This window comes from Catenulispora sp. EB89 (assembly GCF_041261445.1).
Lineage (GTDB): Bacteria > Actinomycetota > Actinomycetes > Streptomycetales > Catenulisporaceae > Catenulispora.
Window position 1 is genome coordinate 119,354 of the sequence record NZ_JBGCCU010000011.1, and the last position, 26,981, is coordinate 146,334.

14 protein-coding genes are annotated in these 26,981 nt (G+C 70.8%); 3 read left to right on the forward strand and 11 right to left on the reverse strand.

Annotated elements, in window-relative coordinates; all coding sequences use genetic code 11:
* The first annotated feature begins 165 nt into the window (after nucleotides 1-165).
* Nucleotides 166-1,440, forward strand: coding sequence for a peptidase S8 (locus ABH920_RS23960; protein ID WP_370351341.1), 1,275 nt, complete (start codon nucleotides 166-168; stop codon nucleotides 1,438-1,440).
* Between the two features lie 124 nt (nucleotides 1,441-1,564).
* On the opposite strand, the gene ABH920_RS23965 is transcribed toward ABH920_RS23960, so the two are convergent.
* From ABH920_RS23965 to ABH920_RS23985, 5 genes are read right to left on the reverse strand one after another with little or no spacing between them, the layout of a single operon-like run.
* Complete coding sequence (locus tag ABH920_RS23965) at nucleotides 1,565-2,284, reverse strand: HAD family hydrolase (RefSeq protein ID WP_370351342.1); 720 nt, start codon at nucleotides 2,282-2,284, stop codon at nucleotides 1,565-1,567.
* A 5-nt stretch (nucleotides 2,285-2,289) separates the two neighbouring features.
* Nucleotides 2,290-4,311 carry a hypothetical protein gene (locus tag ABH920_RS23970; protein ID WP_370351343.1) on the reverse strand — a complete coding sequence of 674 codons (2,022 nt, stop codon included), beginning with the start codon at nucleotides 4,309-4,311 and terminating at the stop codon, nucleotides 2,290-2,292.
* A 55-nt stretch (nucleotides 4,312-4,366) separates the two neighbouring features.
* Nucleotides 4,367-6,178, reverse strand: coding sequence for an AMP-binding protein (locus ABH920_RS23975; protein WP_370351344.1), 1,812 nt, complete (start codon nucleotides 6,176-6,178; stop codon nucleotides 4,367-4,369).
* Nucleotides 6,179-6,207: 29 nt separating this feature from the next.
* Nucleotides 6,208-6,489, reverse strand: a complete 282-nt coding sequence (locus tag ABH920_RS23980; protein ID WP_370351345.1) for a hypothetical protein — start codon at nucleotides 6,487-6,489, stop codon at nucleotides 6,208-6,210.
* Between the two features lie 2 nt (nucleotides 6,490-6,491).
* Nucleotides 6,492-6,707, reverse strand: a complete 216-nt coding sequence (locus ABH920_RS23985) for a hypothetical protein (RefSeq protein WP_370351346.1) — start codon at nucleotides 6,705-6,707, stop codon at nucleotides 6,492-6,494.
* Between the two features lie 299 nt (nucleotides 6,708-7,006).
* Between ABH920_RS23985 and ABH920_RS23990 the strand changes: the two genes are divergently transcribed.
* The gene (locus ABH920_RS23990; protein WP_370351347.1) at nucleotides 7,007-7,996 is read left to right on the forward strand and encodes a LuxR C-terminal-related transcriptional regulator; all 990 of its coding nucleotides are present in this window, start codon (nucleotides 7,007-7,009) and stop codon (nucleotides 7,994-7,996) included.
* A 49-nt stretch (nucleotides 7,997-8,045) separates the two neighbouring features.
* Here the strand turns inward: ABH920_RS23990 and abc-f are convergent, their stop codons facing one another.
* The 6 genes from abc-f to ABH920_RS24020 all read right to left on the reverse strand — a co-directional run bounded on the left by abc-f (nucleotide 8,046) and on the right by ABH920_RS24020 (nucleotide 19,964).
* Entirely contained in the window at nucleotides 8,046-9,725 is a 1,680-nt protein-coding gene (gene abc-f / locus ABH920_RS23995; protein WP_370351348.1) for a ribosomal protection-like ABC-F family protein, read from the reverse strand.
* Between the two features lie 179 nt (nucleotides 9,726-9,904).
* Nucleotides 9,905-11,533 carry an SGNH/GDSL hydrolase family protein gene (locus tag ABH920_RS24000; RefSeq protein WP_370351349.1) on the reverse strand — a complete coding sequence of 543 codons (1,629 nt, stop codon included), beginning with the start codon at nucleotides 11,531-11,533 and terminating at the stop codon, nucleotides 9,905-9,907.
* 224 nt (nucleotides 11,534-11,757) lie between these two features.
* Nucleotides 11,758-12,555 carry a hypothetical protein gene (locus tag ABH920_RS24005; protein ID WP_370351350.1) on the reverse strand — a complete coding sequence of 266 codons (798 nt, stop codon included), beginning with the start codon at nucleotides 12,553-12,555 and terminating at the stop codon, nucleotides 11,758-11,760.
* Nucleotides 12,556-12,627: 72 nt separating this feature from the next.
* Nucleotides 12,628-13,626, reverse strand: a complete 999-nt coding sequence (locus tag ABH920_RS24010; protein WP_370351351.1) for a phosphotransferase — start codon at nucleotides 13,624-13,626, stop codon at nucleotides 12,628-12,630.
* 218 nt (nucleotides 13,627-13,844) lie between these two features.
* Nucleotides 13,845-16,205 carry a LamG-like jellyroll fold domain-containing protein gene (locus tag ABH920_RS24015; protein ID WP_370351352.1) on the reverse strand — a complete coding sequence of 787 codons (2,361 nt, stop codon included), beginning with the start codon at nucleotides 16,203-16,205 and terminating at the stop codon, nucleotides 13,845-13,847.
* Between the two features lie 21 nt (nucleotides 16,206-16,226).
* A complete protein-coding gene (locus ABH920_RS24020; RefSeq protein ID WP_370351353.1) occupies nucleotides 16,227-19,964 on the reverse strand; it encodes a hypothetical protein in 3,738 nt (1,245 codons plus the stop codon).
* 535 nt (nucleotides 19,965-20,499) lie between these two features.
* Here ABH920_RS24020 and ABH920_RS24025 point away from each other — a divergent pair.
* Nucleotides 20,500-26,964 carry an RHS repeat-associated core domain-containing protein gene (locus ABH920_RS24025; protein ID WP_370351354.1) on the forward strand — a complete coding sequence of 2,155 codons (6,465 nt, stop codon included), beginning with the start codon at nucleotides 20,500-20,502 and terminating at the stop codon, nucleotides 26,962-26,964.
* The last annotated feature ends 17 nt before the right edge of the window (nucleotides 26,965-26,981 follow it).

Genomic DNA, 26,981 nt, shown 5'->3' on the forward strand with positions numbered 1-26,981 from the left:
AATCGGCAAAGGATCGCCACGGCCCTTGTTCGCCAGGTGAGCGGTAGTTAGCTTCGAACACGCTGCCACCGCGGGGCGGCGCCACCACGAGTCTTCTCGTCCGGTCCCGGGCACACCGCTGCCCGGGACCGCTTGCCGCACCCCACGCCTGTAGGAGGCAGAAGCTTGCGATCCCCGCGCCCCACCCGCCGCCGCGCCGCGATATCCCTGGCCGCCGCCGCGGTCCTCGGCGGCTCCGCAGCCGCGCTGGCCACCGCCGCCAACGCCACCGGCTCCCACCCCGCCGCGAACACCACCGTCGCCGGGGCGCACGCCGCCAACGCCGCCTCCGGCCCCGCGTGGACCCGGGCCTGCGACCTCCCCGCCCCCGGAATGGCCGCCTGCGACGCGCTGCACGTGACCAACGTCGCCGAGCACATCCGCGCCGCCGGCGTCACCCCGAACGCCACCCCCTCCGGCTTCGGCCCCGCCGACCTGCGCTCGGCCTACAACCTGCCGGCGAACGGCGGCGCCGGGCAGACCGTCGCGATCGTCGACGCCTACAACGACCCCAACGCCGCCGCCGACATGACCACCTACCGCAGCCAGTACGGCCTGCCCGCGTGCACCGTCGCCTCCGGCTGCTTCAAGCAGGTCAACCAGACCGGCGGCAGCAAACTCCCCAAGGGCGACACCGGCTGGGCCGGGGAGATCTCCCTGGACCTGGACATGGTCTCCGCCGTCGCGCCCAACGCGCACATCATCCTCGTCGAGGCCACCACCCCGTCGATGACCAACCTCGGCACCGCCGTCAACACCGCCGTCAAGCTCGGTGCGAAGTTCGTCTCCAACAGCTACGGCGGCGGCGAGTCCAGCGCCGACACCAGCTACGACAGCACCTACTTCAAGCACAGCGGCGTGGCCATCACCGCCTCCTCCGGCGACGGCGGCTACGGCGTGGAGTACCCGGCGGCCTCGCCGTACGTCACCTCCGTAGGCGGCACCGCGCTGAAGAAGGACAGCTCCGCGCGCGGCTGGACCGAATCGGTCTGGTCCACCAACGCCACCGAAGGCGCCGGCTCCGGCTGCTCCGCCTACGAGCCCAAGCCCACCTGGCAGAAGGACACCGGCTGCGCCAAGCGCACCGTCGCCGACGTCGCCGCGGTCGCCGACCCGGCCACCGGCGTCGCCGTCTACCAGACCTACGGCGGCAACGGCTGGGCCGTGTACGGCGGCACCTCCGTCGCCTCCCCGCTGATCGCCGCGGTGTACGCCGACGCCGGCGCTCCGACGGCGGCGGTGCCGGCCGCGGACATCTACAGCCACACCTCGGCCCTGAACGACGTCACCAGCGGCTCCACCGCGAGCTGCACGCCGTCGTACCTGTGCACCGCCGGCACCGGCTACGACGGCCCGACCGGCTGGGGCACGCCGAACGGGCTCACAGCCTTCACCGGCTGAGCCGGTAGCTGAGCACTCGTACCAGCACTAGAACTAGAACTAGCACCAGAACTAGCACCAGAACGTGGGCAGGGCCGGGCTCCGTACAGAGCCCGGCCCTGCCGTGATCACCGCATCCGGCCGGTCACAGACCACTGAGCTCCGTCAACGACCTGATCACACGGATGCCGGCAGCCGCGGCCCCGCGACCCGGAACCGCACCGGCCGAACGGTCCAGCCAGATGGCCTGCAACCCGGCGTCGCGCGCGCCGACCGCGTCCTTCTCGTAGTCGTCGCCGACATAGGCCACCTCAGCCGGCGCCAGGCCCAGCGCCTCGCAGCCGGCCAGGAAGATGCTCGCCGCCGGCTTGGCCTCGCCGTGTTCCTGAGAACAGATCAGCGGCTCGGTGAAGAACCCCAGCAGCCCGATCGCCTCCAGCTTCGCGCGCTGGTGCACCGTCGCGGAGTTCGACACCACGCCGAGCCGGTACCGTCCGGCCAGCGCGCCCAGCGCCGGCCGCGCGTCGTCGAACGCCCGCCGGGTCCTGTTCTTCCGTGACGCATAGGCAGCGAACCACGCCGCCGCCTGCTCGTCCGACAGCTCCGATGCGCCGGCGACCCCGGCCGCCGTGAGGAATCGCCGGGTCCGCGTGTTCCTCTGCCCGGCGAAGGTCAACTCACCGCTCAGAAACCGCGCGTACTCGACCTCCATGACATCCCGCCACACACGCAGCGCCTCAGCAGGCGAAGCGAACCGGTCATCAAGCCCCTCGGCCTCCAGGTGCGCCTGGAAACCGGCCCTCTCGGCCTCCTCGTACGCGTACAGCGTCCCATCGACATCGAACAACACACCCAGGATCGCCATGGTGATCATTCTGGCGGGAAACGCCGATCCGGAACACCTTCGCGATCACCGAGGTTCGGCCACGACCCGATCGCATCGTCGGTGACGGCCTCGTCCAGGGCCCGGCGCGCGCCGGAATTCCCGGGATCCACCGCGGCGATCCGCGGCGCCCGGTCGGCGCCGGCGTCGTCAGCGTGCTGAAACAGCGGGATGTCGGGGTTGATCTCGACGGCCTTCACCTCGACGCCGGTGGGGGCGTGTTCGACCAGGACCATCGCGTAGTCCGGGAGCTGCTGCAACACCCGCGGCTCCACCGCGTACTCGTAGACCCGCTGCGTGGACTGCGCGTCGGACCAGGTGTCGGTGTTCGCATCCGTCGTACTGCGGGCCCAGGTACGGTCGGTGCGGCGGGTCTGCGACCAGGAGCGTCCCCAGCTGCGGGTCGGCGCGTGGGACAGGCCGGCGGAGGTGGTTCCCCGGTCCTTGCCGGCGGTCTGCGTTAGGCCCTCGGATCCGCCGTCGCTGTCGGAGACGCTGTGCGTCTGGTGCCCGCCGACAGTGCGGGTCAGCCCCGATATCTCGAAGCGGTGCTCACGGCCGATGAAATCCGCGGCGCGCGCCGCCTCCTGCGGGTTGCCCAGGTTCATGAACGCCACCGGCCCGGCGCCGAGCATCTGGAACGACGCCTCGCGCAGATGCCGGAACATCACCACCAGCCGGGTTCCGCGCCGGTTGCACAGGTCCGACAGCCGCTCCAGATGCCGGGGCGCCAATTCGTCCGCGCCGGCCAGTACCAATGTCGCCACGCCGGAACCAGAACCAGAACCGGCACTGGCACCGTCGGTGGTGGCGGTGGTGGCGATCTGCCGCGCGGCCCACGCCACGACCAGGTCGGCCAGGAAGTCCCCGGCGCCGCTGCGCCACGTCGCGGCCATCGACACGCACCGCAGGTCCGCCGCCGGCCGCTGCCGCGTCCGCGACCCCAGGTCGCCGAGGGAATCGGCCAAGGCCTCGATGACGCGCAGAGCACCCGAGGACTGCTGCCGGTAGGACTCGGAGAACACCTGCCCGGCCAGGTCGGCGCGCTCAGCCGGCGACAGCTCGGCACCGTCGTAGGGCTCGTTCAACAGCACCCTGGCACCGGCGGCGATCCGCGGCATCGTCAGGCCGCCGGCAGCGAGCCGGTCGCACAGCGCGCCCAGCAGCCGGGCGTCCAGGACCCGCTCGCCGCGCGTGGCTTTGCTGTCGCCGCCGTGCAGCGACTCCACGAAGATCTCCACCAGCGACGCCACGTCCAGGCCGGCCAGCAGATCGCTGTCGGCCAGCTCGGCGGGCAGCACCTGCACGTCGACGTCCAGGCCCGAGGCCACCGCGCCGCGCGCCAGCTCCCCGACGATCTGCTCGCCCGACAGGTCCAGCACCACCATCGGGCCGCGCGAGGCCAGCGCGGAGGCGCCGAACACGGTCAGGAACGCCTCCCAGCCCCACAGGTTCCCGCCGACCACGTCGATCCGGCGATGCCCCGGCGCCGGAGCCGACACCCACTGCGGCAGCGACGACACCCGCCGCGTCTCCTGCTCCTCGAACGCCGCCCGCCGCTCCGTCCACGCCTGCAACGCAGCGCCCTGACGGCGCACCTGGACGCTCTGGCGCCGGGTCCCGAACCGGCGGACCAGCCGCAGATGCGCCCACAGCAACCCGAGCCACACCACCGCGGCCGCCGCCGCGCCGACGCCGCCGTAGATCAGCACCGGCGCCGGCGACAGGTGGTGGTACTGCTGCCGGTCGTGCCGCACCAGCACCGTCCAGCCCGCCACGGCGCCGACGAACGCGAACCGCCACGTCCAGGCCAGGCGTCCGGGCAGCTTCTGCCGCGCGGCCTGCGACCGGTCGCTGTCGACCTCGACGGCCGGGGCGGCGTCGGAGGGTCGGGGCTCGGTGAAAGCCCGGCGGAACCGGTCCCGATCGCTGAACGACCACCCCAGCCGCTCCTCCGGTGCGAACAACGCCGGCCAAGGAGCCAGCTCCGCACCGGTTTTGTCCGCCATGACCACCGGTCTCCCCACATACGAAACGACGGCGCCGCAGCGCTCATCAGAGCCCTTATCGTACAGACTCGGTCGAGGGCGCCGCGGAGCGGACGCCGGGGATGCGGCCCTCGCCGGTTCCCGCTCCGCTCTGCTCGACGCGTGCGCCGGCGATCTTCATCTGGCCGTCGGGGTGGTCATGGCGATCATGGCGCGCGCCTCGGCGGCCGAGGAAGTCGAGCTGGCCGTCGGGGCGTTCGCGCACCACGTCGCCGGTGCGGAACACGCGCTGCGCGGAGGCGGCGTGCGGGTCGGGGATGAACCGTTCGGCGGTCTCGTTCGGCTGGCCGGCATAGCCCAGCGCCAGGCCCGGGCCGCCGAGCCACAGCTCTCCGGGCGTGCCGGGGGCCACCGGGGTGCCGTTGTCGTCGACGATGCGGTGGTACAGGTGCGGCACGACGCGGCCGATCGGCGGCGTCCGGTCACCCGGCTCGACCCACGCCGCCGCCGACACCATCGTGCACTCGGTCGGCCCGTACAGGCCCAGGACCCGGAACGGCAGCCCCGCCGGGATCGGGGCCGGCCGCTCGCCGGCGGATGCCAGGATCCGCAGGTCGGTGCCGGTGGGCCAGGTCATGCCGGTCAGCAGCTCGGCGATCGGCGCCGGGGCGAACGCCACCTCGACGGTGCGGGACAGCAGCCAGCCGACGAACGCTGCCGGCTCCGCACGGACCCGCTCCGGGGCGACCTTCAGCCGCGCGCCGGCGAACAGCGCCGGCCACACCTCCCACACCGCGGCGTCCGCGCCGACCGCCGCGCCCTGGCTGACGATGGTGCCGCGAGCCAGGCCCAGCTCGGCGGCGGCCCACGTCGCCAGGTGCGCCAGCGCGCCGCGCGACACCTGCACGCCCCTGGGCGTGCCGCCGGTCTCGCCGGTGAACATCACGCACGCGACGTCCTCCGGCGACGGCGCGCGCCGGGGTTCGGCGCCGTCGGCGCCGGTGGCCGCGGGCAGATCGTTGAGATGCTTCCAGGAGACGACGCGCGCCACGGCTTTCAGCCCGGTCGCGAGCGGGGATCGGGCGGAGCGGGGCAGGTCGGCCTCGGCGGTGGTGTCGACGATCAGGGTGCAGCCGGCGGTTCGTGCCATGGACTGCAGCCGGTGGGCCGGCTGGTGCGCGTCCAGGGGCACGTAGGTCAGGCCGGCGTCGTAGAGCGCGAACACCGTGGCCCAGAACCGTGCGTCGGCCGAGCCCAGGACACCGACGACGCCGCCGACGCTGCCGATGCCGCCCGGCACCGAGGTCGGGGTCTGGCCCAGGCCCGGCGCGCCGGGTGCGCCCAGTTTGCCGAGCGTGCCGAGTGCGGCGGCGGTGTCGGCCAGGCGTGCCAGGTCGCGGTAGGTGAACCGGTCGTGGTCGTCTTCGACGGCGACCGCGTCCGGGGACCGGACCGCCAGCATTCGGGCCAGCGCGGTGAGGTCGGAGCGCGGGGCCTGCAGGAACGTGACGAACCGGTTCCACAGCCGCCACTGCCGGTCGGCGGGGATCCGTGCCGACAGCGGCGTGAGCTCCACCCGGAAGGTGTGGCGCACCGGGTCCTCGGCGACCCGGATCAGGATGTCGCCGCTGTCGCTGGTGTAGCGCTGCGGGTGCGAGGTGCCGAACCCGGCGTGGGAAAGGAACGTTTCGGCGTCGCGGACCAGCCGGCCCTTGTCCAGCGGCCTGCGGCCCTCCAGTCCGGTCTCCTGACCCGCGTACATGCTGGCGGCCAGCAGGACCGCGCGCAGCGAGACGCCGTGGACGCGGGCCAGTTCCCGGGCCGCGGTGTGCGCGTGCGCCGGAAGCGGCAGGGCCAGGGCTGCGGGTGAGGAGCTGTCGGTGACCACGATCGTCCTTTCTCGTCTCGGTGCGGGGCTCACCAGGTGGCGGCGGCCATTTCGAAGCCGGCGGTCCAGCCCGCGAGCCACGGCGTGCCGGCGATGGCGCGGCGGCACACGGCCAGCGCGCCGTCGGGGTCGGCGTCGCGGGCGAGGAAGAACAGGGCGTCCGCGCCGTGGCGGCGGGTCGCGACGTGGATGTGTTCGACGCCGTCGCGCCCGAGGACGGACAGCCACAGCGTGTCGACGATCGCGGTGGCCGCCGGCCCGGTGGCGGCGCCGGTGCCGGGGGCGTCGAGGCTGACGATGGCGGTGCGCATGGCTACTCCCAGCAGGCGCCGCACGCCGCGATGGGCGAGCTCGCCGGCAGAGGCGTGGGCGCGGTCGCGGCGGAGGTGGCCGAACCGGCGGACGTCGTCGCGGCCGAGCGGGTCGTGGCCGTGACCGGCGCCGCTGCGGCGCCCGCCGGGGCGGCCACCGTTCCCACGGCGGCGGTCACGACGGCGGCGACGGCGGCGAATTTGGCGAGAGGCGACATGCTGATGGGGCTCCTGGTGTGTGACTGTGACGGTGCGGATACGCACCCGTGCGGGGCGTCCCGGCCCGGCCGACCCCGTGTCAACCGCGGCATGCCATGAGCATTTCAGCAGGTCGGGGCAATGGAAAGAGGTTGTGACTGGCACCATCTGGCCCTGGCCACGGAATGCCAGTGATCATCCGGGCACCGTCCGTGATATTTGCTGATAGTTGCTACCGGTATGTCCTATTGACGTATTCTCCGAGGTAGAGCGTTCGGCACGGGACGGCGCTCGCCAGGTCGTGGGGAAGTAGGACGTCGTGCTTGAGGTTCTGGGACTGGAAGCGGTCAGCGAGCTCATCTACCGCGAGATGCTTCAGCATCCCGAGTGGGGCGTGACCGAGCTCGTCGCCGGGACCGGCCTGTCCGAAACCGAGGTCCGCGACGCCCTGGACCAGCTCGCCGCGCTCACGCTGCTGCGCGCCTCCCGCGAAGCCCCCGGGACGCTGCGGCCGGTGAACCCCGAGATCGGGCTGGCCGTCCTGGTCAGCCGGCAGGAAGCCGAACTGGCCCGGCGCCGCCAGGAGATAGCCGCCGGCCAGGCCGCCGTGGCGGCGCTGCTCGCCGACGTCACCGCCGCACCCGGCCCCGCCGCCTACCCCGACGCCGAGCGCCTGGTCGGCCTCGACGCTATCCAGTCCCGGCTGGAGGCCCTGGCGGTCGGGGCGAAAACCGAGCTGCTGTCGGTGGTGCCCGGCGCCGGACAGCGCCGCGAGACCCTGGAAGCCTCCCGCGACCTGGACGGCGACCTGCTGCGGCGGGGCGTGCGGATGCGGACGCTGGCCCAGGACTCGATGCGCACCAGCCCGCACACCGTCGCCTACTCGCGCTGGATGATCGAAGGCGGCGCGCAGATCCGCACCTCCCCGGTGCTGCCGCCGCGCATGGTCATCGTCGACCGCACCTGCGCGATGGTGCCGCTGGACCCCGCCGACACCAGCAAAGGCGCGGTGCAGGTCGCCGAACCCGGCGTGGTCACCGCGCTGGTGGCGCTGTTCGAGCACGCGTGGGACCGCGCCGTCCCGCTGTACGCGCCGACCGCCGACCCGCAGCCGCAGGACGGCCCCACCGACGCCGACCACGAACTGCTCAAACTCATGGCCGCCGGCGTCACCGACGAGGCCGCCGCCAACCGGCTCGGCGTGTCGCTGCGCACGGTGCGGCGGCGGATCGCCGACCTGATGGAGCGGCTGGGGGCGACCAGCCGGTTCGACGCCGGACTCAAGGCCGGACGGCGCGGGTGGTTGTAGGGCCTTGTCGCGGCGGCCGTTCGCAGCGGCCGTTAGCGGCCGCTGCCGGTCAGGCCGGGGGCCGGGGCGTCTCGGTGATCGAGCCGCCGCTGACCTCCCAGGTGCGGGTGAACCCGACCCGGTCGGCGAAGTACGCGTCGTGCGTGACCATCACCAGCGTCCCGGCGAACTCCCGCAACGCCTCCTCGATCACGTCCAGCGAGTCGAAGTCCAGGTAGTTCGTCGGCTCGTCGAGCATCAACACCCGCGCCGAGCCGTTGACGATCACCGCCAGCAGCAGTCGCCGCAGCTCCCCGGCGCTGAGATCCGCCAGCCGCGCCGACCACTCGTCCGGACCGAACAGGTAGGCGGTGAGCAGCTGCTCGGCGTCCTCCGGGTAGAGCGGCACCTGGGAGCGGAAGTACTCCATCACCGTCACCGTCTGGTCGGTGCGCAGCAGGTCATGGGACTGCGGCAGGACCGCGACGTCCTGCTCGGTCAGCACTGAGCCGTCGTCGGGTTCCAGCGTCCCGGACAGCACACGCAGCAGCGTCGTCTTGCCGGCGCCGTTGTCCCCGGTCACCAGGATCCGGTCGCCGCCGCGCACGTCGACGTCCACGTCGCCCAGCAGCGTCCGGCCGCCGAAACCGACGCTCACCGCCTTCGCCGACAGCACACTCTCACCCGCCGCGGCCTCGCCGCCGAAGTCCAGGCACAGCGCCGGACGGGTCTGCGGCTCCGCGATCCACGTCAGCGCCTGCATCTGCCGCTCCAGCCGCCGCTGCCGGGCCTTCGCCTTCTTGGCGACCTTCTTCGCGATCCGGCGCCAGTGGTCGTTGCGGGTCGCCAACTCCGTGCTCAGCGACTGCTCCTTCGTGGCGTCGATATCGGCCTGCAGACGGCGCCGTTGCTTCTCCTGCGCCTCGTAGTCCAGCAGCAGATTCGACCAGCGGTGCGTCTTCTCCCGGCGGTAGTCGGTGTAGCCGCCCTCGTACGTGGCCAGCTCCGGGGTCAGGCCGTCGAGTTCGAAGACGCGGGTCGCGGTGCGGTCCAGGAACGCCCGGTCGTGCGTCACCATCAACACCCCGCCGGGGAAGTCCGCCAGGTAGGCGGCGAGCCAGGCGGCGCCGCCGGCGTCCAGGTGGTTGGTCGGCTCGTCCAGGATCAGGATGTCCGGCGCTCGCAGCAGCAGCCGGCCCAGCATCAGCCGCGCCTGCTCGCCGCCGCTGACCTGCGCCAGCGGGGCCTGCTCGGCCAGGTGCGCGATGTTCAGGCGCTGGCGTACCTCCTCCAGGCGGGCTTGGGCGAGCCAGCCTTGCAGCGTGGTCCAGCGGTCCTGGACGTCGCCGTACTCGGCCAGGGCCTCGGCGTCGCCTTCGGTGGCTGCGGTTTCGGCGGCGTCTGCGGTCGCTGCGGTTGCTGCGATGCGGTCAGCCAGCGCGTGCAGGCGCAGGTTCAGGTCGTGGACCTCGCCGAGGCCCTGTGCCAGGAAGTCGCCGACCAGCGCCGCGGGGTCGGGGACCTGCTGGGCGAAGAAACCGAGCGCGGTGTCCGGGGCCAGGTCGATGCGGCCTGACGTCGGCTGCACTTCGCCGGTGATGCAGCGCAGCAGCGTGGACTTTCCGACACCGTTCGGCCCGACCAGGCCGATCCGGTCGCCGGGGCCGACGGTGAAGTCGATGTTGTGGAACAGCAGATCCGAGTCGTAGGACTTGGACAGCGAGACAACTTTGAGGAAGGGGGCAGTCACGGGAGGGACTCCTTCGCGTGCGCAGATGAGAACTGGCGATGAGCAGCGAAGTGCGTCGAGGAGGAAGAGGTCCTGGCTCGACTGTCCCTAAATCAGCATCCAACCCGCCTTTGCCCGGGCCGCTGAGCGGGCCCTCGTGGCACCGATCGTGGCTGAGGCGGGTGGACGGCGCAACTGGATTAATCCGCGATGAGGTCGAATTCCTCCCAGGCACCGATCGCGGTGCGGTTGGCGACCAGCGGCTGCGCCCCGGCGTTCTCCGCAGTGACATAGTCGCCATTGGCGTCGGCTTTGAGGCTGACGCTGCCGTCGGGATTGTGGATGAGCTGGAAGGTTTCCCAGGCGCCGACGGCGGTGCGGTTGGCGATCAGGGGTTGGGCGCCGGCGTTCTCGGCAGTGACGATCAGGCCGTTGGCGTGGGCGCGCAGGGCGATGGCGCCGTTGCCCTGGTCGATCTCGTCGAACTCCTCCCAGAAACCGATCGCGGTGCGGTTGGCGATCAGCGGCGAGGCTCCGCCGTTGTCGGCGGTGACGTAGTCGCCGTTCGCGTGCGCGCGCAGGCTGATGACCGGCACGTTGGGCGGGGTGAACAGGCCCAGGTCGACGGCGTTGCCGATGGCCTGGTAGCCGGCGTTGCTCGGGTGCAGGTGGTCGCCGCTGTCGTAGGCGGGCAGGTACCAGGTCGGGTTCGACGGGTCGTGGGTGGCGGTGTCCTGGTCGATGACGCCGTCGCAGCCGCTGCCGGAACTGCCGGAGCTCCGGATGTAGCTGTCGACGGCCTCGCGTGCGGATTCCCCGGAGGCGTTCCAGTAGCCGGCGCCCTGGTACGGGGTGAGGGTCGAGCAGATGAACTTGATGCCGTTCTGGTGCGCCACGGCGATCAGCTGCTGGAGACCGGAGATGAGCTGGGCGGCCGTGGGCTGCGGGCTGGTCGAGCCGAGGTCGTTGATCGGGTCGTCGGAGAACACGACCCAGCGCACGCCGGGCTGCGCGAGGACGTCGCGCGCGAAGCGGTTCAGGGCGCTCTGGCCCGCGCCGTCGACTAGGAGCCGGTTCCCGCTGATGCCCTCGTTGAGGACACCGATGGTTTTGCCGGCGGCATTCAGGCGCGAGGCCAGGACGTCGGGCCAGCGGTTGTTCGCGTCGATGCTGGAGGCGTAGCCGTCGGTGATGGAGGCGCCGAGCGTGACGACCGCGCCGGCCGAGTTCGGGTTCTGCACGTCCAGGCTCGACAGGAAGTAGTAGTTGTTCTGCGTCTGCGCGCCGGGCAGGCTGCCGGCGCCGCTGACGTCGCCTCCGGCCACGTAGCTGGTAGACATCGAGAACTGGTGGAACGTGGAGGGGCCGGTGTTGCCCGGCAGGTAGAAGCTGATCGCGAGGTTCGTCGCGGCCGGGACGGCGTCGGCGATGGTGTCGCTGATGCCGGTGCCGCCGGCGGGGATGGTGACTGACGCGGAGCCGCCGAAGGTGACCGTGTGGTCGGTGCCGCCGACGATCGCCGAACCTGATCCGGCCTGCGCGATGTGCACGTCGCTGATGGTCAGGGGCGCACTGCCGAACGCGTTGGACAGCTGCAGGCGCGCGCTGGTGCCGCTGATGCTGGTGTGGACGACCTGCCGGATCGTCTGGCCGCTGAAGCTGTCGCCGCCGGCTTGGGGCGCGGTGGCCCAGGTGCCGGTCCAGTAGCCGCTGGTGGGGTTGGCGGCTGCGGCGTGGGCTGGGGTGGTGGGGGCGGTGGTGAGTGCGAGCGCCGGGGCCGCGAGGACAGCGGTGGCGGCGGCTAGGCGGCGGAGGAGATGGTGGGGCATCTTTGACTCCTGGTGCCGGGTGGGGGACCGATTGTTGCAAATAAGAGTCTTGATTAACGCAAAGAATACACTGCGGTAGGGAATTGTCACGGAGTGGTGGTGGGGTGATGGTGGTGGGTGGCGGTGCGGGGCTCTGCCAGGTTCTGCGGTGGCGCTGGTGATGCGGCGCGCGCCGGCGGCTGCGATACGGCTAACCGGCAGTTCACCGGCCGCTCACCGGCCGGTCAGCACCAGCGGACCGGGTTGCCCGTCTCGATCCCCGCGCGCAGCACCGCGGTGAGCGCGTCGAGGATCCAGCCGAACTCGGCTTCCACCTCGCTCGGGCTCGTGGAGACGGCCAGGCGCGTGGCCGGTGCCTGTCCCTCCGACCAGGACTTGATCGGGCTGTCGAGGATGAGCCTTTGGCGCTCGTCGGTGAGTTCGGCCCGGCCGTCGTCAAGGACGCGCTGCGTGAACCGCATCGCTCGGAACGTCTCGGCCGGCGGGTCGGCGGTGACGTCGAGGACGAAGAAGCCCCGCGGATCCACCCCGGCGCGGTACGCCGGCGACCAGATCGTGGTGCCCTCGTAGGCGTCGACATGGACCATCAGCGTCTCGCCGGTGTCCTCATCGCTCAGGATCGTCTTGTCGACCGGCGGCGCGATCGCGGCGAACAGCGTCAGCTCCGCCAACGCGGCCTCGGCGTCCGGCGCGGGCAGCAGCCCGCCGTTCGCCTGCGGCAGGTGCGCGCGTAGCGTCGGGAAGTGCTGCCAGCCCTGCTCGCCGAGGGCGTGCTGGAAGCGGCGGTAGCCGGCCCAGTTCGATATGTGCACGCTGGTGTGCTTCATCCGCCGGTGCGAGCACGCCTGGTCGAGGTGCCAGAGCGTGAAGGCGTTGTACAGGGCACTGTTGGCGGCGTCGTCGGGGACGGTGAGATCCAGGTAGCCGTCTTCGTCTTCGACGATCAGGTCCTGCGGCACCGGCGGCGCCGTGGTCAGGCCGTCGCGCCAGCACGGGCACCCTACAGACGCGTCCAGACCCATGCCGGACATCCTGCACTGGTCGGTGATCGCGGGGGAAATGAATTGGGGTCGCGGGGGTACGGGTGCGGCTGCTCAGGCTTCGTAGGCGAGCGCCTGCCGCAGATGGAAGTCCGCGATCTCGAGCATCCACTTCCGGTCCGGGAAGTCGCCCTCGGCGATGCGCAGCGGCCCGCCGACCAGGTCCAGGTGCATGACGTACTGGTAGTACCGCATGCGGCGCGGGTCGAGGTCCGGGTTGCGGAGCGCGTCGTAGTGCGGGCCGAAGCGCATGCGCATCCAGCAGTGTTCGACCTCGATGTCGGTGTACATCAGGCCTTCGATGTCGATGAGCACGGGTTCGCCGTCCGGGCCGACGAGTGTGTGTTCCGCGCAGAGCTCGCCATGGACGACGCCAAACTCCGCGCGCGGCTCGAGCTCGGCATACAGGGTGCGGAGTTTCTCCTCCAGCATCGCCTCGCCCTCGGCCGCGCGGACGTCACGCGGGACGGCGGTGGCGATGTTCACCAGGCTGCGCTCCAGGTAGGCCTGCTCGCAGGTCATGTCCCGCGCCGCGCCGCCGCCGTCGATCCACGCCACGCGCCCGAACGCCGGCCCGCGGTGCGCGTGCATGCGCCCGACCATGTCCGCGAGCTGCGCGAGCGTGCGCCGGCCGGCCTCCGGATCGCGCTCCAGCAGCGCCTCCAGCGTCCCGCCGCGGATGTCCTCGGCCACGGCGACGTCGGCCGGGTAGAGCTTCTGGCTGCGGTCGGCGAGGAGAAGCTTTGGCGAGCGGGCCCCGACGGCTTCCAGGCGGCGAGTGGCGCCTTCGAAGAAGTCGATGCCGGAGGCGTGGGCGAAGGGATCGGACGGGTCGTCGTGCCCGTCCGGGAGCAGCCCGGCCCAGTAGTCCTCGTCGGCGTTCCAGACGTAGACGATCGCACTGGCGGCGTCATCCAGCGTGACCCGGTAGACGCCCTTCTTCGTCCCGTTGAGCAGGCGGTCGACGGCGGCGACGCGGCGGTCGCTGCCGAAGACCTCCCGGATCACCGGGGCCAGGCTCTCGGCGTCGGCGAATTTTCGCTCGGTGGTCACGGGTCCCCCTGTGGAGCGTTGGAGTCGAGCGCCCGTGGCGGAGGTTGTCAGGCTCCGTAGGCGCAGACGCACCAGCCTAGGCGCCGGCCTGACAACAATCACCTCGATATTTCGGGTCAGGCAGTCGGCCCGTCGAGCCGTCCGGCAATGCATCAGGCCCGCGACCGAGTCGGTCGCGGGCCTGACGGTGATTCCTCGGGCTCAGTCGGAGCCCGCGGCTAGAACCCTCCGCGCATCGTTCCCCATCCGGTACCGATCAGGGTCGCGCTGCCGAAGGTGCCGGTCCCGCTGCCTCCCGTGTTCGGGTACACGTACATGTTCCCGTTGCTGTACACGGTCAGCAGGTCGACGCGGCCGCTTCCGCTGACGTTGCCGAGGTTCATCAGCGACATGCCCACCCACCCTGTGCCGAGCAGCACCGGGCTGCCGAAGGTGTTGGTGCCGCTGCCGCCGGTGTTCGGGTACAGATACATGCTTCCGGCGCTGTTCACGGCGACGATGTCAGGCTTGCCGTCACCATTGACGTCCCCGAGCATCAGATGCGTCCACGAGCTGTCGTACCCGGTACCCAGCAGAACCGACGCCCCGAAGGTGTTGGTGCCGCTGCCGCCGGTGTTCGGGTACAGATACATGTTCCCGGCGCTGTTCACGGCGACGATGTCAGGCTTGCCGTCACCATTGACATCGCCGAGCATCAGATGCGTCCAGGAACTGTCGAACCCGGTACCCAGCAACACCGACTGACCGAACGTACTGGTACCGGTGCCGCCGGTGCCGGGGAACAACCACAGCTGACCCGAGGCGTTCACGGCCAGCAGGTCCGGGAAACCGTCGCCGTTGACGTCCCCGACCATCAGCCGGTTCCAGCTGGAGAAGCCCGTGCCCAGCAGCACCGAGCTGCCGAAGGTGTTGGTGCCGCTGCCGCCGGTACCCGGGTAGAGCATCAGGTTGCCGTTCGGATCCACCACGGCCAGGTCGACGTGGCCGTCGTGGTTGAAGTCGGCCATCGTCCCGCTGACCGCACTGACGGCGATGGTGGCCGTGGACGTGGCCGTCTTGCCGTTGGCGTCGGTGACCGTGACGGTCGCCGTGTAGGTGCCGGCCGCCGCGTAGATGTGGGTCGCCGACGCGGCCGTCTGCGAACCGGTCTTGGCCGTGCCGGAACCGTCACCGAAGTCGAAGGAGTAGCTCGTGATCGGTGCGGTGCCGGCCACGGACTTCGCGGCGCTCGCGGTGATGGTGCTCCCGGTGATCGCCGTCTGCGGCGCGGTCAGCGCGGCGGTCGGCGACTGAACGAACCCGGTGTTCCCGTACAGCCACCCGACCTGGGTGGCGCTGAGCGCCTGGCTGTACACGCGCACGTCGGCGATGCTGCCGGGGAACAAGTCGGTCTGGGCACCGTTCCACAGGGCGCGCCCGATGGTCAGCGGACCGCCGGCCGGGAAGGACGAGTTGTCGGTCGCAGTGCCCTGCACCGCCCCGTTGACGTACAGGGTCATCGTGCCGGACGGCTGGTCGAAGGTGCCGACCAGATGCGTCCAGGCGTTGAGTGTCGGTGCCGCGCTGGACAGCGCGCGGTAGCTGCTCGGTGTGTTGGTGACATCGCTGTCGGCGCGGGCGAAGTTCCACTTGTTGTCCTGGGCGTCGTACTGCAGCTGGAACCCGGAGTTCTGGGTCCCGTCCTGCCCCACCGCGGTCGCCGCCGACGTGGCGGAGGCCAGGTTCACCCAGGCGGACACCGAGAAGGACTTGGTGGTGTCGACCGCGGGCCCGCTCGTGGCGATGCTGCCGCCGGCCCCGTCGAAGGTGCCGAAGCCGCCGCTGTTCCAGGTCACACCGGTGGCGCTGAGGGTGCCGGTGTCGCCGCCGGGGATGCCGGTGTCGGCGGCGGTGGTGCCGCTGCCGTCGGCGAGCGTCCAGTGCCCGACAGGGCTCGGCACGGTCTGGGTGGGTGCGTAGAAGCGGCAGGTGGGAGTGGCCGCCGAGACGGTGGTGCCGTCGTCGGTGGTCACGTACCAGGCGTAGCGGTCGCCGGCGGCCAGGGTCGGCATCGCGAAGACGGCCTTGCCGTTGACGGCGGGCTTGGCCTTGTACGTGGTGGCCGCGCCCTTGGCGGTCTCGTCCCAGTAGGTGAAGTCCGCGGTCACCGGGGTGTAGGCGTCGGATTCCGCGGCGTAGGCCACCAGCTGAGGGGCCGACGACGTGGCGGTGCCGAACGGCCCGGCCGCCAGACAGCCCGGCACCTTGACCGCGCCGATGATCGGCAGCGGGTTGACGGCGGCGGTGGCCGGCGGGACCGGTGCGATCTTCTGGGCGTTGAACAGGTTCAGCGCTTCGCCTGCGCCCAGGGCGCGGTTGAAGACCTGAACGTCGTCCAGGGCCCCGTTGAACTGGCCGGTGCCGGAGTTTCCGGCGCCGACGAGCAGGTTGCCGCCTGTGTCGGTCCAGGCGGTGGTGATGGTGGCGCCGGCCCCGGCGGTGCTGGCCAGCGCGCCGTTGACGTACAGGGCCAGGGTCCCGCTGGTGGCGCTGGTCGCGGTGTACGTCGCGACCAGGTGCGTCCAGGTGCCGGTCTTCACCGCCGACGCGGGCGCGGTGGCCTACGGGTAGCTGTTGGCCGAGGCGGCGTTGTTGCTCGGCATCTCGAAGGCCCAGGAGCCCACGTTGTGGTCGAAGCCGAGGAAGGCACTGGCCGTGTTGCTGCCGGTCTTCGTGGCCACGGCATAGGTGTTGTTGGTGTCGGTCAGGTCGGCCCAGCCGGAGATCGTGAAGCTCTGCGTGGTGTCGATGATCGGCTTGCCGGCGGTCAGGTAGCCGGCGCCCCCGAAGCTGGCCGACGCGCCGTCGTGCGGGCTCATGCCGCTGGTACCGGTGACGGTGCCGGAGGCGGTGCCGTCGTTGCCGTTGCCGGAGACGTCTGTGGTGCTGGTGATCGGCTGACCCGCGGGATTGCCGGTGAAGGTCCAGTTGAGCAACGGGCCGCTGCTCTTGGTGGTGTCGGCGGCCGGCACGGGGGCTCCGAACCCGGCCCCGGTTCCGGACCACAGGCTGACCTGCTTGGTGCCGGCGTTGACGCCCCACAGGTCGGGCTGCCCTTCGCCGGTGACGTCGCCGGAGGAGGTGATCAGCGACCAGCTGCTGAGCGGGACACCGGACATGATCGCGGTGGTGTTGTAGCCGGCGCCGCCGAGGGACGCCCAGTTCACGGTGCCGTCGGCGTTGAGCGCGGAGCTTATCTGGTAGACGTTGCCGCCGGCACTGTCCCAGCCCCACAGGTCGGGCAGGCCGTCGCCGTTGGCGTCACCGGGGGAGAACAGCGTCAGGGTGTTGAACGGGTTACCGGAGTTGGTGGTGTAGCCGCTGATCTGGACCGGCGTCTTGAACTGGCCGAACGACTGGTAGGGCAGCAGCCAGGCCTGGCTGACCCCGTTGCCGTCGGGTGCGACGACGAGCAGGTCGACCGGGTTCCGGGACGGGGCCAGCGGCGTGTAGTCCGGAGCCGCGGCTCCGGCGTCGGCGTCGCCCATGGCCACGATCTGGGTGACCTTCGTGAAGTCGATGCCGGCCGGCATGGTGAGCAGCTGGCCCTGGCCGGCCAGGAAGTGCCCGGCGCCGTCGTTCTTGTACAGGAAGACGTTCGCCTCGCCCGGCTTGTGGGCGATCAGGTCGTCGACGTACTTGCCGCTCATGGACCCGCGGTGCGTGACCTGGAACCCGGCCCAGCTGCCGGCGTTCTCCGGAGCCGCCGACGCCGGAGAGACGATCGAGCCGCCGAGAGTCGGGTCGGTGCCGGCCGTGAGCACCACGAGGTTGCCGGCGGAGTCCGTGGTCAGCAGCTGCGGCACGCCGGCGCCGGTGATGTCACCCGGGGTGGGCTTGGCGTTCGGGTTGTCCGGTACGTAGAACTGGTAGTTGACCGGCTGCGAGGTGTTGCCGGCGTAGTCGACCGCGACCACGCTCAGCGTGTGGGTCCCCCAGGTCGGCGGGGTCCAGGAGACCGGGGCGCTGGCGCTGCTGGCGGCGCCGACGGCGGAGGCCATCACGGTGCCGCTGTTCGTGGACCGCGACGCCGCGCAGGTGTTGGTGGCCGACGGCACCGAGATCGAGCCGTCGAACGCGTACTGGAAGCACCACAGGCCCGACTGCGCGCCCGCGGCCGGCGCCGGGTCGGTGGCGGAGAAGGTGAACGATCCAGGCCGGCCGGAGTGCAGCGCGGAGTTGCCCGCACCGGTCGCGGGGTAGTCGCTGGAGACGACCGTCGGGGACGTGGGCGGCTGGAAGTCGGTGGTGAACGTGCAGTGCGGTGAGGAGGCACCTTCGAAGGAGCCGTCGTAGCCGTCCGTCCACCACTCGTACTTGTGGCCGTCGGACAGGTTGGTCAACGGGCCGTAGCTGATGGTCGCCGGGTTGGCACCGGCCGCGCTCGGGCCCTTGTTGACGTTCCAGCCGCCGGCGGTGTCGTCCTGCATCCAGAAGTTGCCGCCGACCGTGTCACCCGGCGTGGCGTCGTGGAAGTACGCCGACAGCGACACCTGGTTGCCGTCGCTCTGGCCGAGCCAGCCGTTGTTCACACACGACCAGGAGGTGTCCCCGTTGTGCGGCAGCGGGTTGGAGGCCAGCCTGGTCGGCTGGTCCGGCGGGAAGTCGTACTGGATGCTGAAGGACACATTGGTCTGGTCGACGCGGAAGAAGTTGTACGCGTTGGACTCGTCCCCGCGCAGTTCCACCGACCAGTCCGGCAGCTTCATGGTCGCCACCAGCTGCATCGACGCCTGCACGTTGAAATTGAACGACTGGCCCGGGTAGTGGTTGTTGGCGGGTGTGGAGAAGCTGCTGGTCGCGATGAGCCCCGAGCCGTTCGGGGTCGCCGGGCCCCACAAACCCGGCGGGTTGTTCCAGGTCTGGCCCGACCCCAGCTTCCCGACCGAGTACAACGAGATGGGTGTGGTGTGCGCGGCGCCGTCGGACTCGAAACGGGCGCCGGCCTGGAAGTAGGTCTGGGGCAGGATCTGGGCGCCCCAGATCGCCGACGGGATGGTGATGTCCAGGTCGGTGCGGTCCAGGCCGCACGGGCACTGGTCGCCCGAGGCGTTCGAGCCGCCGCCGGACGAGCCGCCGTAGTAGCCGTCCTGGTAGCCCACGCCCTCGCCGGAGGGCTGCGCCCGGTCGTACGTGGCGATGTTGCTCGGGTCGGCCTGCGTCAGCTGGTTGAAGTGCTGCGCGGTCGTCGGGCTGGACACCACCGCCGGGTCGATGAACACCGGGTAGGTGACGCCGGGTCCGGTCAGCACCGAGGTGTCCGGGACGATGTCGGCGCCGGTCGCGGTGAGAGTGCTCGCGATCTTGGCGACGTGGGCCCCGGCGCCGGGGCCGTCAGAGCTGGAGGGTGTACTCGGGGCGGCGGGGGTGGTGGGCGCAGCAGGGGCGGCAGGAGCCGCCGGCGCCGCCGGAACCGTGGCCGACCGGAGCGACGCCGTGCCGGCGGCCGGGGTCGAGTCCCACATCTTCGCGTCGCCGGAGGTGAACGCGACCGTCCCGTCGGCGGTCTTGGCGACCGTGCCACCGGCCTTGTCCGCGGAGAAGGTGGCACCAGACGCTGAGACGGCCAGGTGGATGTCCTTCAGGGCCGGGTTCGCCGCAGCCGCGGCGTTGTGCACGACCAGCGTCTCCTCGGCGCCGCCGTCGCGGTCGGCGATGACGAGCAGGTCGACGCCCGGGTAGACGCCGGCGTAGGTCGCCGAGGATCCGGACAGCACCGGCGTCGGGAGCGTGGCCGGCCAGCTGAACGCCAGCGACGCCGGGCCGTTGGTCATCGCGGCCAGCGCGCCGGTGCCGCCGCCGGACAGCTTCAACCCGTGCAGCGTCGCCTTCGGCGACACCGTGCCGTCGGGGTTCGCCACCAGCGTGGTGTCGATCGGCGTCCAGGACTTGTTCTGCTTGACGCGCTGGACGTCGACGAAGCGCTGGAGCGTGAAGCTGCCGTCGGGGTTGGCCGTCGTCGTGGAGTACTCGTCGGTCAACGCGTCGACGACGACCGGCTTGCCGGTCGATGCGGCGGTGGCCATGGCGGTCCGCCGGGGGTCGTCGGCGGCCAGGCCCGTGGTCGGCGCCGTGGTCGACGTCGAGCTCGGTGTCGAGGACGGTGTCGAGGACGGTGAAGAACCAGCGGCGCTCGCCGTCGGCTTGCCCGCGGCGAGCGCCGACGCCGGTGCCGCGGTCGGCGTGGCGGCGACGGCCGATCCCGCGCCCAGAGCGGCCGCGGCGGTGACCCCGACGACGGCGGTCGCGAAGCGGCGGAGTCGCCTACCGCGAGTGAGACCTCTTGTACCGGACCCCATGATGGGCCCCCCTCCCACGAAGCCGGGGCGCCGACGTGGATCCAGCCTCTCCGGCGGATCGCCGCCACACCCCCGCAAGCACCAACAGCTTGTTGAAATCTGAGCAGATCAAGATGCATAGATGAACACGGCGCGGGCATTACAGCAAGTTCGCTCCGGCCGTGAAAATGGACATTTGATCCTATAGCGCAGGCGCATCATCAATATCTTGACGAGATCGTGATGCGGGGTTGTCGTCGACCGCAGGGCGCGCCCCGTCCGTCGCGCTTCGGAGCTAACGATGGGATCACGCCGCACGGCCTTTGCGCGCTACGTCCGATTCGATCGTTGCCCGCTGTTGATCATGTGTGCTGTCCTTGCTCGCCCCGGTTCCACCGGGTCTTGAAAACTTATTGATGCATACGACACTGCTCGTGTGCTGTTACAGGGGTGGGGGGTTGACCGCATGAGCCGGTCTCCTTGGGCGTCTGCCGTGCCGCACGCGGCGGCGGTTCGGGCCGCGGGGCTCCGTAGGTGGACGTCACTGGTCCTCGGTGTGGCCGTCGCGACCGGCGTCGTCGTCGGGCCGGCCGTCGCGTCGGTGACCGGGCACAAGTCCAGCTCCCACCAGCTGTGGTCGCCGCCTCAGACGCAGTTGTCGAAGACTGCATCGGTGCCCGGCGTCAACGCGGCCGCCGTCGCCAAGGCGCCGCAGACCATGACCATGGCGGCGCCGACGGTGCGGCCTCGGGCGATGTCCCTGATGGCCACCGGCGCCGCGGGACCGGCGTCGGCCGGCACCGGGTCGGCGTCCGGCAGCACCGGCAACTACACCGCGACCGACCTGCGCGGCTCGGACGCCTGGAGCTCGGGGACCGGGGGTGGCACGTTCACCTACAACTATCCGGTCCAGCTGCCCTCCACCCTCGGCGGCGACGTGCCGAAGGTCGCTTTGACCTACGACTCGGGCACCGTCGACGGGGAGACCTCCGCGGCCAACGCCCAGGCGTCATGGATCGGCGACGGCTGGTCGTACAGCCCCGGGTTCATCGAACGCTCCTACAAGCCGTGCAACAAGGACGGCATCACCAACTCCGCCGACAACTGCTGGGCGGGGAACAACACTCTGACGATCGACGCACCGGGGCTGTCCGGCACCATCGTCCACGACGACGCCACCGGCGCGTGGCACCTGGCGAACGACTCCGGCGCGAAGGTGGCGCAGCTGACCGGAGCGGCCAACGGCACCTCCAACGGCGAGTACTTCACCGTCACCACCACCTCCGGGGCGACCTACTACTTCGGCCTGGGGCACCTGCCCGGCGGAACCCACGCGGATCCGTCGACCAACTCCGCCTTCACGCAGCCGGTGTACTCGCCGAATGTCGGCGACCCCTGCTACAGCGCGTCGACCGGCACCGGCTCGTTCTGCACCATGGGCTGGCGGTTCAACCTGGACTTCGTCACCGACCCGCACGGCAACCTGCAGCGCTTCGACTACTCCCCGGAGACCAACTACTACGAGCGCGGAGCCGGCCAGAACAGCGGCAACGGGACGCTCACCCAGTACGTCCGCGGCGGCACCCTGTCGCAGATCTCCTACGGCTACCGGCTGTCCGAGGCCGTGGCCGGCGCCAAGCCCGCCGCCGAAGTCCAGTTCGGCACCACCGAGCGCTGCACCGGCTCGGTGTCGGTGTGCCAGACCGGCAACCTGCAGGGCACCACCGGCGCCGCGGCCTTCACCAATCCCGGCTTCGAGTCCGGCAGCTGCACGGGCTGGACCTGCGCGGGCGGTGCCGCGGTGGTCAACACCCAGCACAACACCGGCAGCGACTCGCTGCAGCTGCCCGCCGGCGGCTCGGCCGCCCAGACCGTCACCGGGCTGAGCCCTTCCACCACCTACACCGCGTCCGCGTTCGCGGCCGGCACCGGTGGCTGTGTGACGTTGGCCGCGTCGGCGTTCGACACCTCCGGAACTACCGCTTCCAACTGCATCGGCTCGGCCGCCGGCTGGTCGCCCGGCACGGTGACGTTCACGACGGGCCCGACCTCCACCAGCGCGACGATCACCTTGTCCGCGGCGGCTTCCAACTCCGCTCCGATGTGGGTCGACGACGTGTCCACGCGTATCAGCCCGAGCTACTGGCCGGACGTGCCCGCGGACCAGAACTGCAACGCCACCGGCCAGTGCCTGAACCCCAGCCCGACCTTCTGGTCCACGCGGATGCTGTCCACGATCACCACCCAGGTGCTGGTCGGTTCCAGCTACCAGAGCGTCGACTCCTACGCGCTGGCGCACTCCTTCCCGGCCACCGGCGACGGCACCACCCCGCAGCTGTGGCTGAACTCGATCACCCGCACCGCCACCGACGGCCGGGCCGCGATCACCCTGCCGACCGTCAGCTTCACCGGCGTGCAGCTGGCCAACCGGGTTCCGGGCCAGACCGTCGGCGGGCAGGGCCTGCCGGCGCTGTACCACTACCGGCTGCAGACGATCACCGACGAGCTCGGCGCGGTCACCGCGGTGACCTACGCTGACAGCACTCCGACGATCGCCGCCTGCTCGCAGTCCAATCCGAACAACCTGCCCAAGCAGGACGCCAACGGGACGCTGTGCTTCCCGCAGTACTGGACGCCGCCGAACCAGAGCACGCCGATCCAGGACTGGTTCACCAAGTACGTCGTCACCCAGGTCACCACCACCGACGACGCCGCCGCGACCCCGGCCCGCAGCACCGCCTACAGCTACACCGGCGCCGGCGCCTGGCACTCGAACGACAACGAGCTGGCCGACCCCACGCAGCGCGTCTGGGACCAGTGGCGCGGCTTCGGCCAGGTCACCACCACCACCGGTACCGCACCCGACCCCCTGACCCAGACGGTCAGCACGTACCTGCGCGGCATGAACGGCGACATCAACGCTGCCGGCATCGCCCAGACGGTCTCCGTCACCGACTCCCAGGGCGCCGCCCACAGCGACGACAACGTCCTGGCCGGGTTCGGCCTGGAGACCCAGACGTACACCGCGGCCGGCGGCGCGGTCGTCAAGGACGTGATCAGCACCCCGCAGATCCTGGCCACGACCGCCACCCACACCCGTACGTCACCGCTGCCCAAGCAGTACGCCCAGATCACCGGGACGGCCAAGACCGTCACCCGTGATCTGCTGGCCGCCGGCACCTGGCGCACCCACGAAGTCGACTACGGCTTCGACACCGCCGCCAACGCCGGGCGCCTGCTGACCACCGACGACAAGGGCGACGGCACCGCGTCCTCCCCGGAGCAGTGCACGTCCCTGTCCTACGCCGGCTCGGCGGTCAACCCGCAGCTGCTGGACTTCGTCGCCCGCAAGCTCACGGTCACCGGGCCCTGCGGCACCACCCCCACTGCCGCGAACACGGTGTCCGACAAGGTCTCGCTGTACGACGGCAACACCGCCGTCGGGGCGGCCAACGGCCTGGACAACAACGGCGCCGCCGTCGGCGATGCGACCTCGGAGCTGACGCTCGACCACTACGACACCGCCACGCCGCCGAACCCGCAGTACGTCACCACCTCGGTCAGCGGCTACGACGCCTACGGACGCGTCGTGTCGGCCACCGACCCGAACGCGACCGACGCCAACCACCCCGGTGGCGCGGTCACCACGACGGCGTACACCCCGGCCACCGGGGCGCTCCCCACCCGGACGGTGGTCACCAACCCGATGGGCTGGACCACGACAACCACCCTCGACCCGGGCCGCGACCAGCCGATGGAGACCGTCGACGCCAACGGCAACACGACCGACGCCGCCTACGACGCGCTCGGCCGGGTGTCCGGGGTCTGGCAGCCGACCCACACCAAGGCGGCGAACCCGACCAGCCCCAGCGAGAAGTTCGTGTACACGGTCAACGGAACGGCGTCGCCGTCGTGGACCGAGACCGAGACGCTGCGCGACGACGGCCAGTACATGGTGTCGTACGAGATCGTGAACGGGTTCGGCGACGTCCGGCAGACGCAGGCGGACGCCCCCGACGTCTCGAACGGTCGCGACATCACCGACACGTACTACGACAGCCACGGCTGGAAGGTGAAGACCGCCTCGGCGTACTTCAACGCCTCGGCACCGTCCTCGACGATCCTGGCGGTCGCCGACAACGCGACGCCGGGCCAGACCGTCACCACCTACGACGGCCTGGGCCGCCCGACGGTCTCCACGTTCTACTCGTACGCCAACGCGCAGTGGCACAGCACCACGGCCTACCCCGGCGCGGACGAGACCGACGTGACCCCGCCGACCGGGACCGCGCCCAGCAGCACCATCACCGACGTGCGCGGACACACCACCGCCAGCTGGCGCTACCGCACCGCGACCGCGACCGGGCACGCCTCGGACGCCGACGTCACCAGCTACGCGTACGACTTCGCCGGACGGCCCAGCAGCCTGACCGACCCGACCGGCAAGAACACCTGGACCTACAGCTACGACGTGCGCGGCCGGAAGACCAGCAGCACCGACCCGGACACCGGCCTCACCACGATCGGCTACACCGCCGACTCGCAGGTCGCCACCACCACCGACGCCCGCGGTCAGGCGCTGTCCTACACCTATGACCTGCTGGGCCGGCAGACCTCGGAGTACTCGGGCACCTCCACGACCGACTCGACCAAGCTGCTGACCAGCACGCTGTACGACACCCAGGCCAAGGGCCTGCAGACGTCGGCGACCCGGTACACCGCGGGCAGCACCGGACCGGCGTATGTGACCGCGGTCAGCGGCTACACCCCGGACTACAAGCCGACCGGCACCACCGTCACGATTCCGTCGGTGGAGGGCTCGCTGGCCGGTGCGTACACGACCACTGAGACCTACACGCCGAACCTGCGCCTGGTCTCGCACACCGGCATGCCCGGGATCGGCGACCTGTCGTCGGAGACCCTCGCCTACGGCTACAACTTCGACGGCCTGCTCGAGACCGTCGGCGGCAACAACGACTACCTGGCCGGGACCACCTACAACGGCCTGGGCCAGGTGCTGCGCTCCACGTACGGCGACATGCCGAACCAGGCGGTGCAGACCATCGGTTACGACACCGCCACCGGCCGGGTGCTCAGCGACACCGTCGACAAGGAGACCGGCACCACCACCTCCGTGGACGTCACCAACTACACGTACAACGCCGCCGGCCAGATCACCTCGGCGCAGGACAAGCAGGACAGCAGCAACACCGACCTGCAGTGCTACGGCTACGACTACGCCGGCCACCTGACGACGGCCTGGAGCGACACCGGCGCGACCACCACCGCGGCCAGCCCGACCGTGCCCGGCATCGGCGGCTGCGCCAACGCCGCGCCTACGGCGGCGACGGCGTCCAAGCAGGTCGGCGGGCCGGCTCCGTACTGGCAGACCTACAGCTTCGACATCGCCGGCAACCGCACCGGCGAGACCGACCACAACACCGCGGGCACCACCGCCGGCGACGTCACGCACACCTACAACTACCCGGCTGCCGGCGCCAACCAGCCGAACACCTCGACCTCCACCACCATCTCCGGCGGCACCACCGGCACCGACACGTTCGTCTACGACGCCGCCGGCAACACCACCACCCGCAAGCTCGCCACCGGCGCCAACCAGACCCTGACCTGGGACGCCGAAGGCCGCCTGGCCTCGGTCGCCGACGCGGCGAGCGGCAAGAGCGCGTCCTACATCTACGACGCGTCCGGCGGCCTGCTGCTGCAGAAGCAGGCCGGCGAGACGATCCTGTACCTGGACGGGCAGGAGCTGCACCTGAACACCGCCGGCAACAGCCTCACCGGGCTGCGCGACATCCCCGGCAGCGGCGGCGTCACCGTGGTGCTGTCCGGATCCACGTTCGCCTACGACTTCGCGAACCTGCAGGGCACCGGCACCGTCTCCATCGACGCACTGACCCTGACCACCACCCGCCGCTACTACGACCCCTACGGCAACACCCGCGGCACCCCGGCCACATCCTGGCCCGACGAGCGCGCCTACCTGAACAAGCCCGCCGACACCACCACCGGCCTGGACCTGATAGGCGCCCGCAACTACGACCCCGCAGCCGGCCGCTTCATCTCCGTCGACCCCCTCTTCGAAGCCGGCGACCCGAACCAGATGGGCGGCTACGTCTACTCCGGCGGCGACCCGGTCAACACCAGCGACCCCACCGGCCTGTGCAAGCTCTCCGACGGCGACCTGTGCCTGGACACCACGGGTACGGCGAAGGACAAGGCGGCCGCGGCCAACGGCGGCAGCCACGACGTCAACAAGAGCGACAACGACTATATGGTCGACGCGATCAACGCCGCCGAGAACGACGCGCGGAGCCCGTCGCAGATGAACCACTACATCCGGCAGACGAGCACCAGTGACGGGGTGCAGCAGATCGTCAATCGGTATGTGTACGACGTGACGGTCACGCACTACGCGCAGGCGCAGTGGATGGCCGACCACGAGAAGAAGAAGCGGAGCCAGGGGGGTGCGAGCGGGTTCCTGCACGGAGTCACTCATATCGCCAGCGCGGCTGCTCACGGCGTCGGATCGGCGTGGCACAACACGCTTGGTGAACACTGGCGTGGTGCGCTGCAGGTCGGTGGATTCGCTGCCTGTGCAGTGGCGACGGCCGGGTACTGCCTGGCTGCAGGCGCTTTCGTCGCTGTAGCAACGTATGGCTTCAGCGGCGTCGGGGGTGCGGGATGGACTGGCGACAACCTGCACGGCCTCTTGGTCAATGGCCTCTGGTCGGTTGCCGGCTTCGGCGCCGGCAAGGCCCTCGGCGAGATGCTTCCTGAATCCGGCGCGTTCGACGGGCTCGGCAGGATCGCTGCCGATGGCACAATGGTCATGGGTTCAGGGATCTCCGACCTGGGCCGGGCCGCAGGACAGCTGACGGTGAGACTCGCTCAGGGAGCGACGACGTTCGTCAATACAAAGATCTTCGAATATTCGTCGAACATCCTGAACGGGATATACACGTGCAGTGATCCGAAATCGCAGCCAGGGTATTGCGGATGAGTAGCGCCACAAGAGAG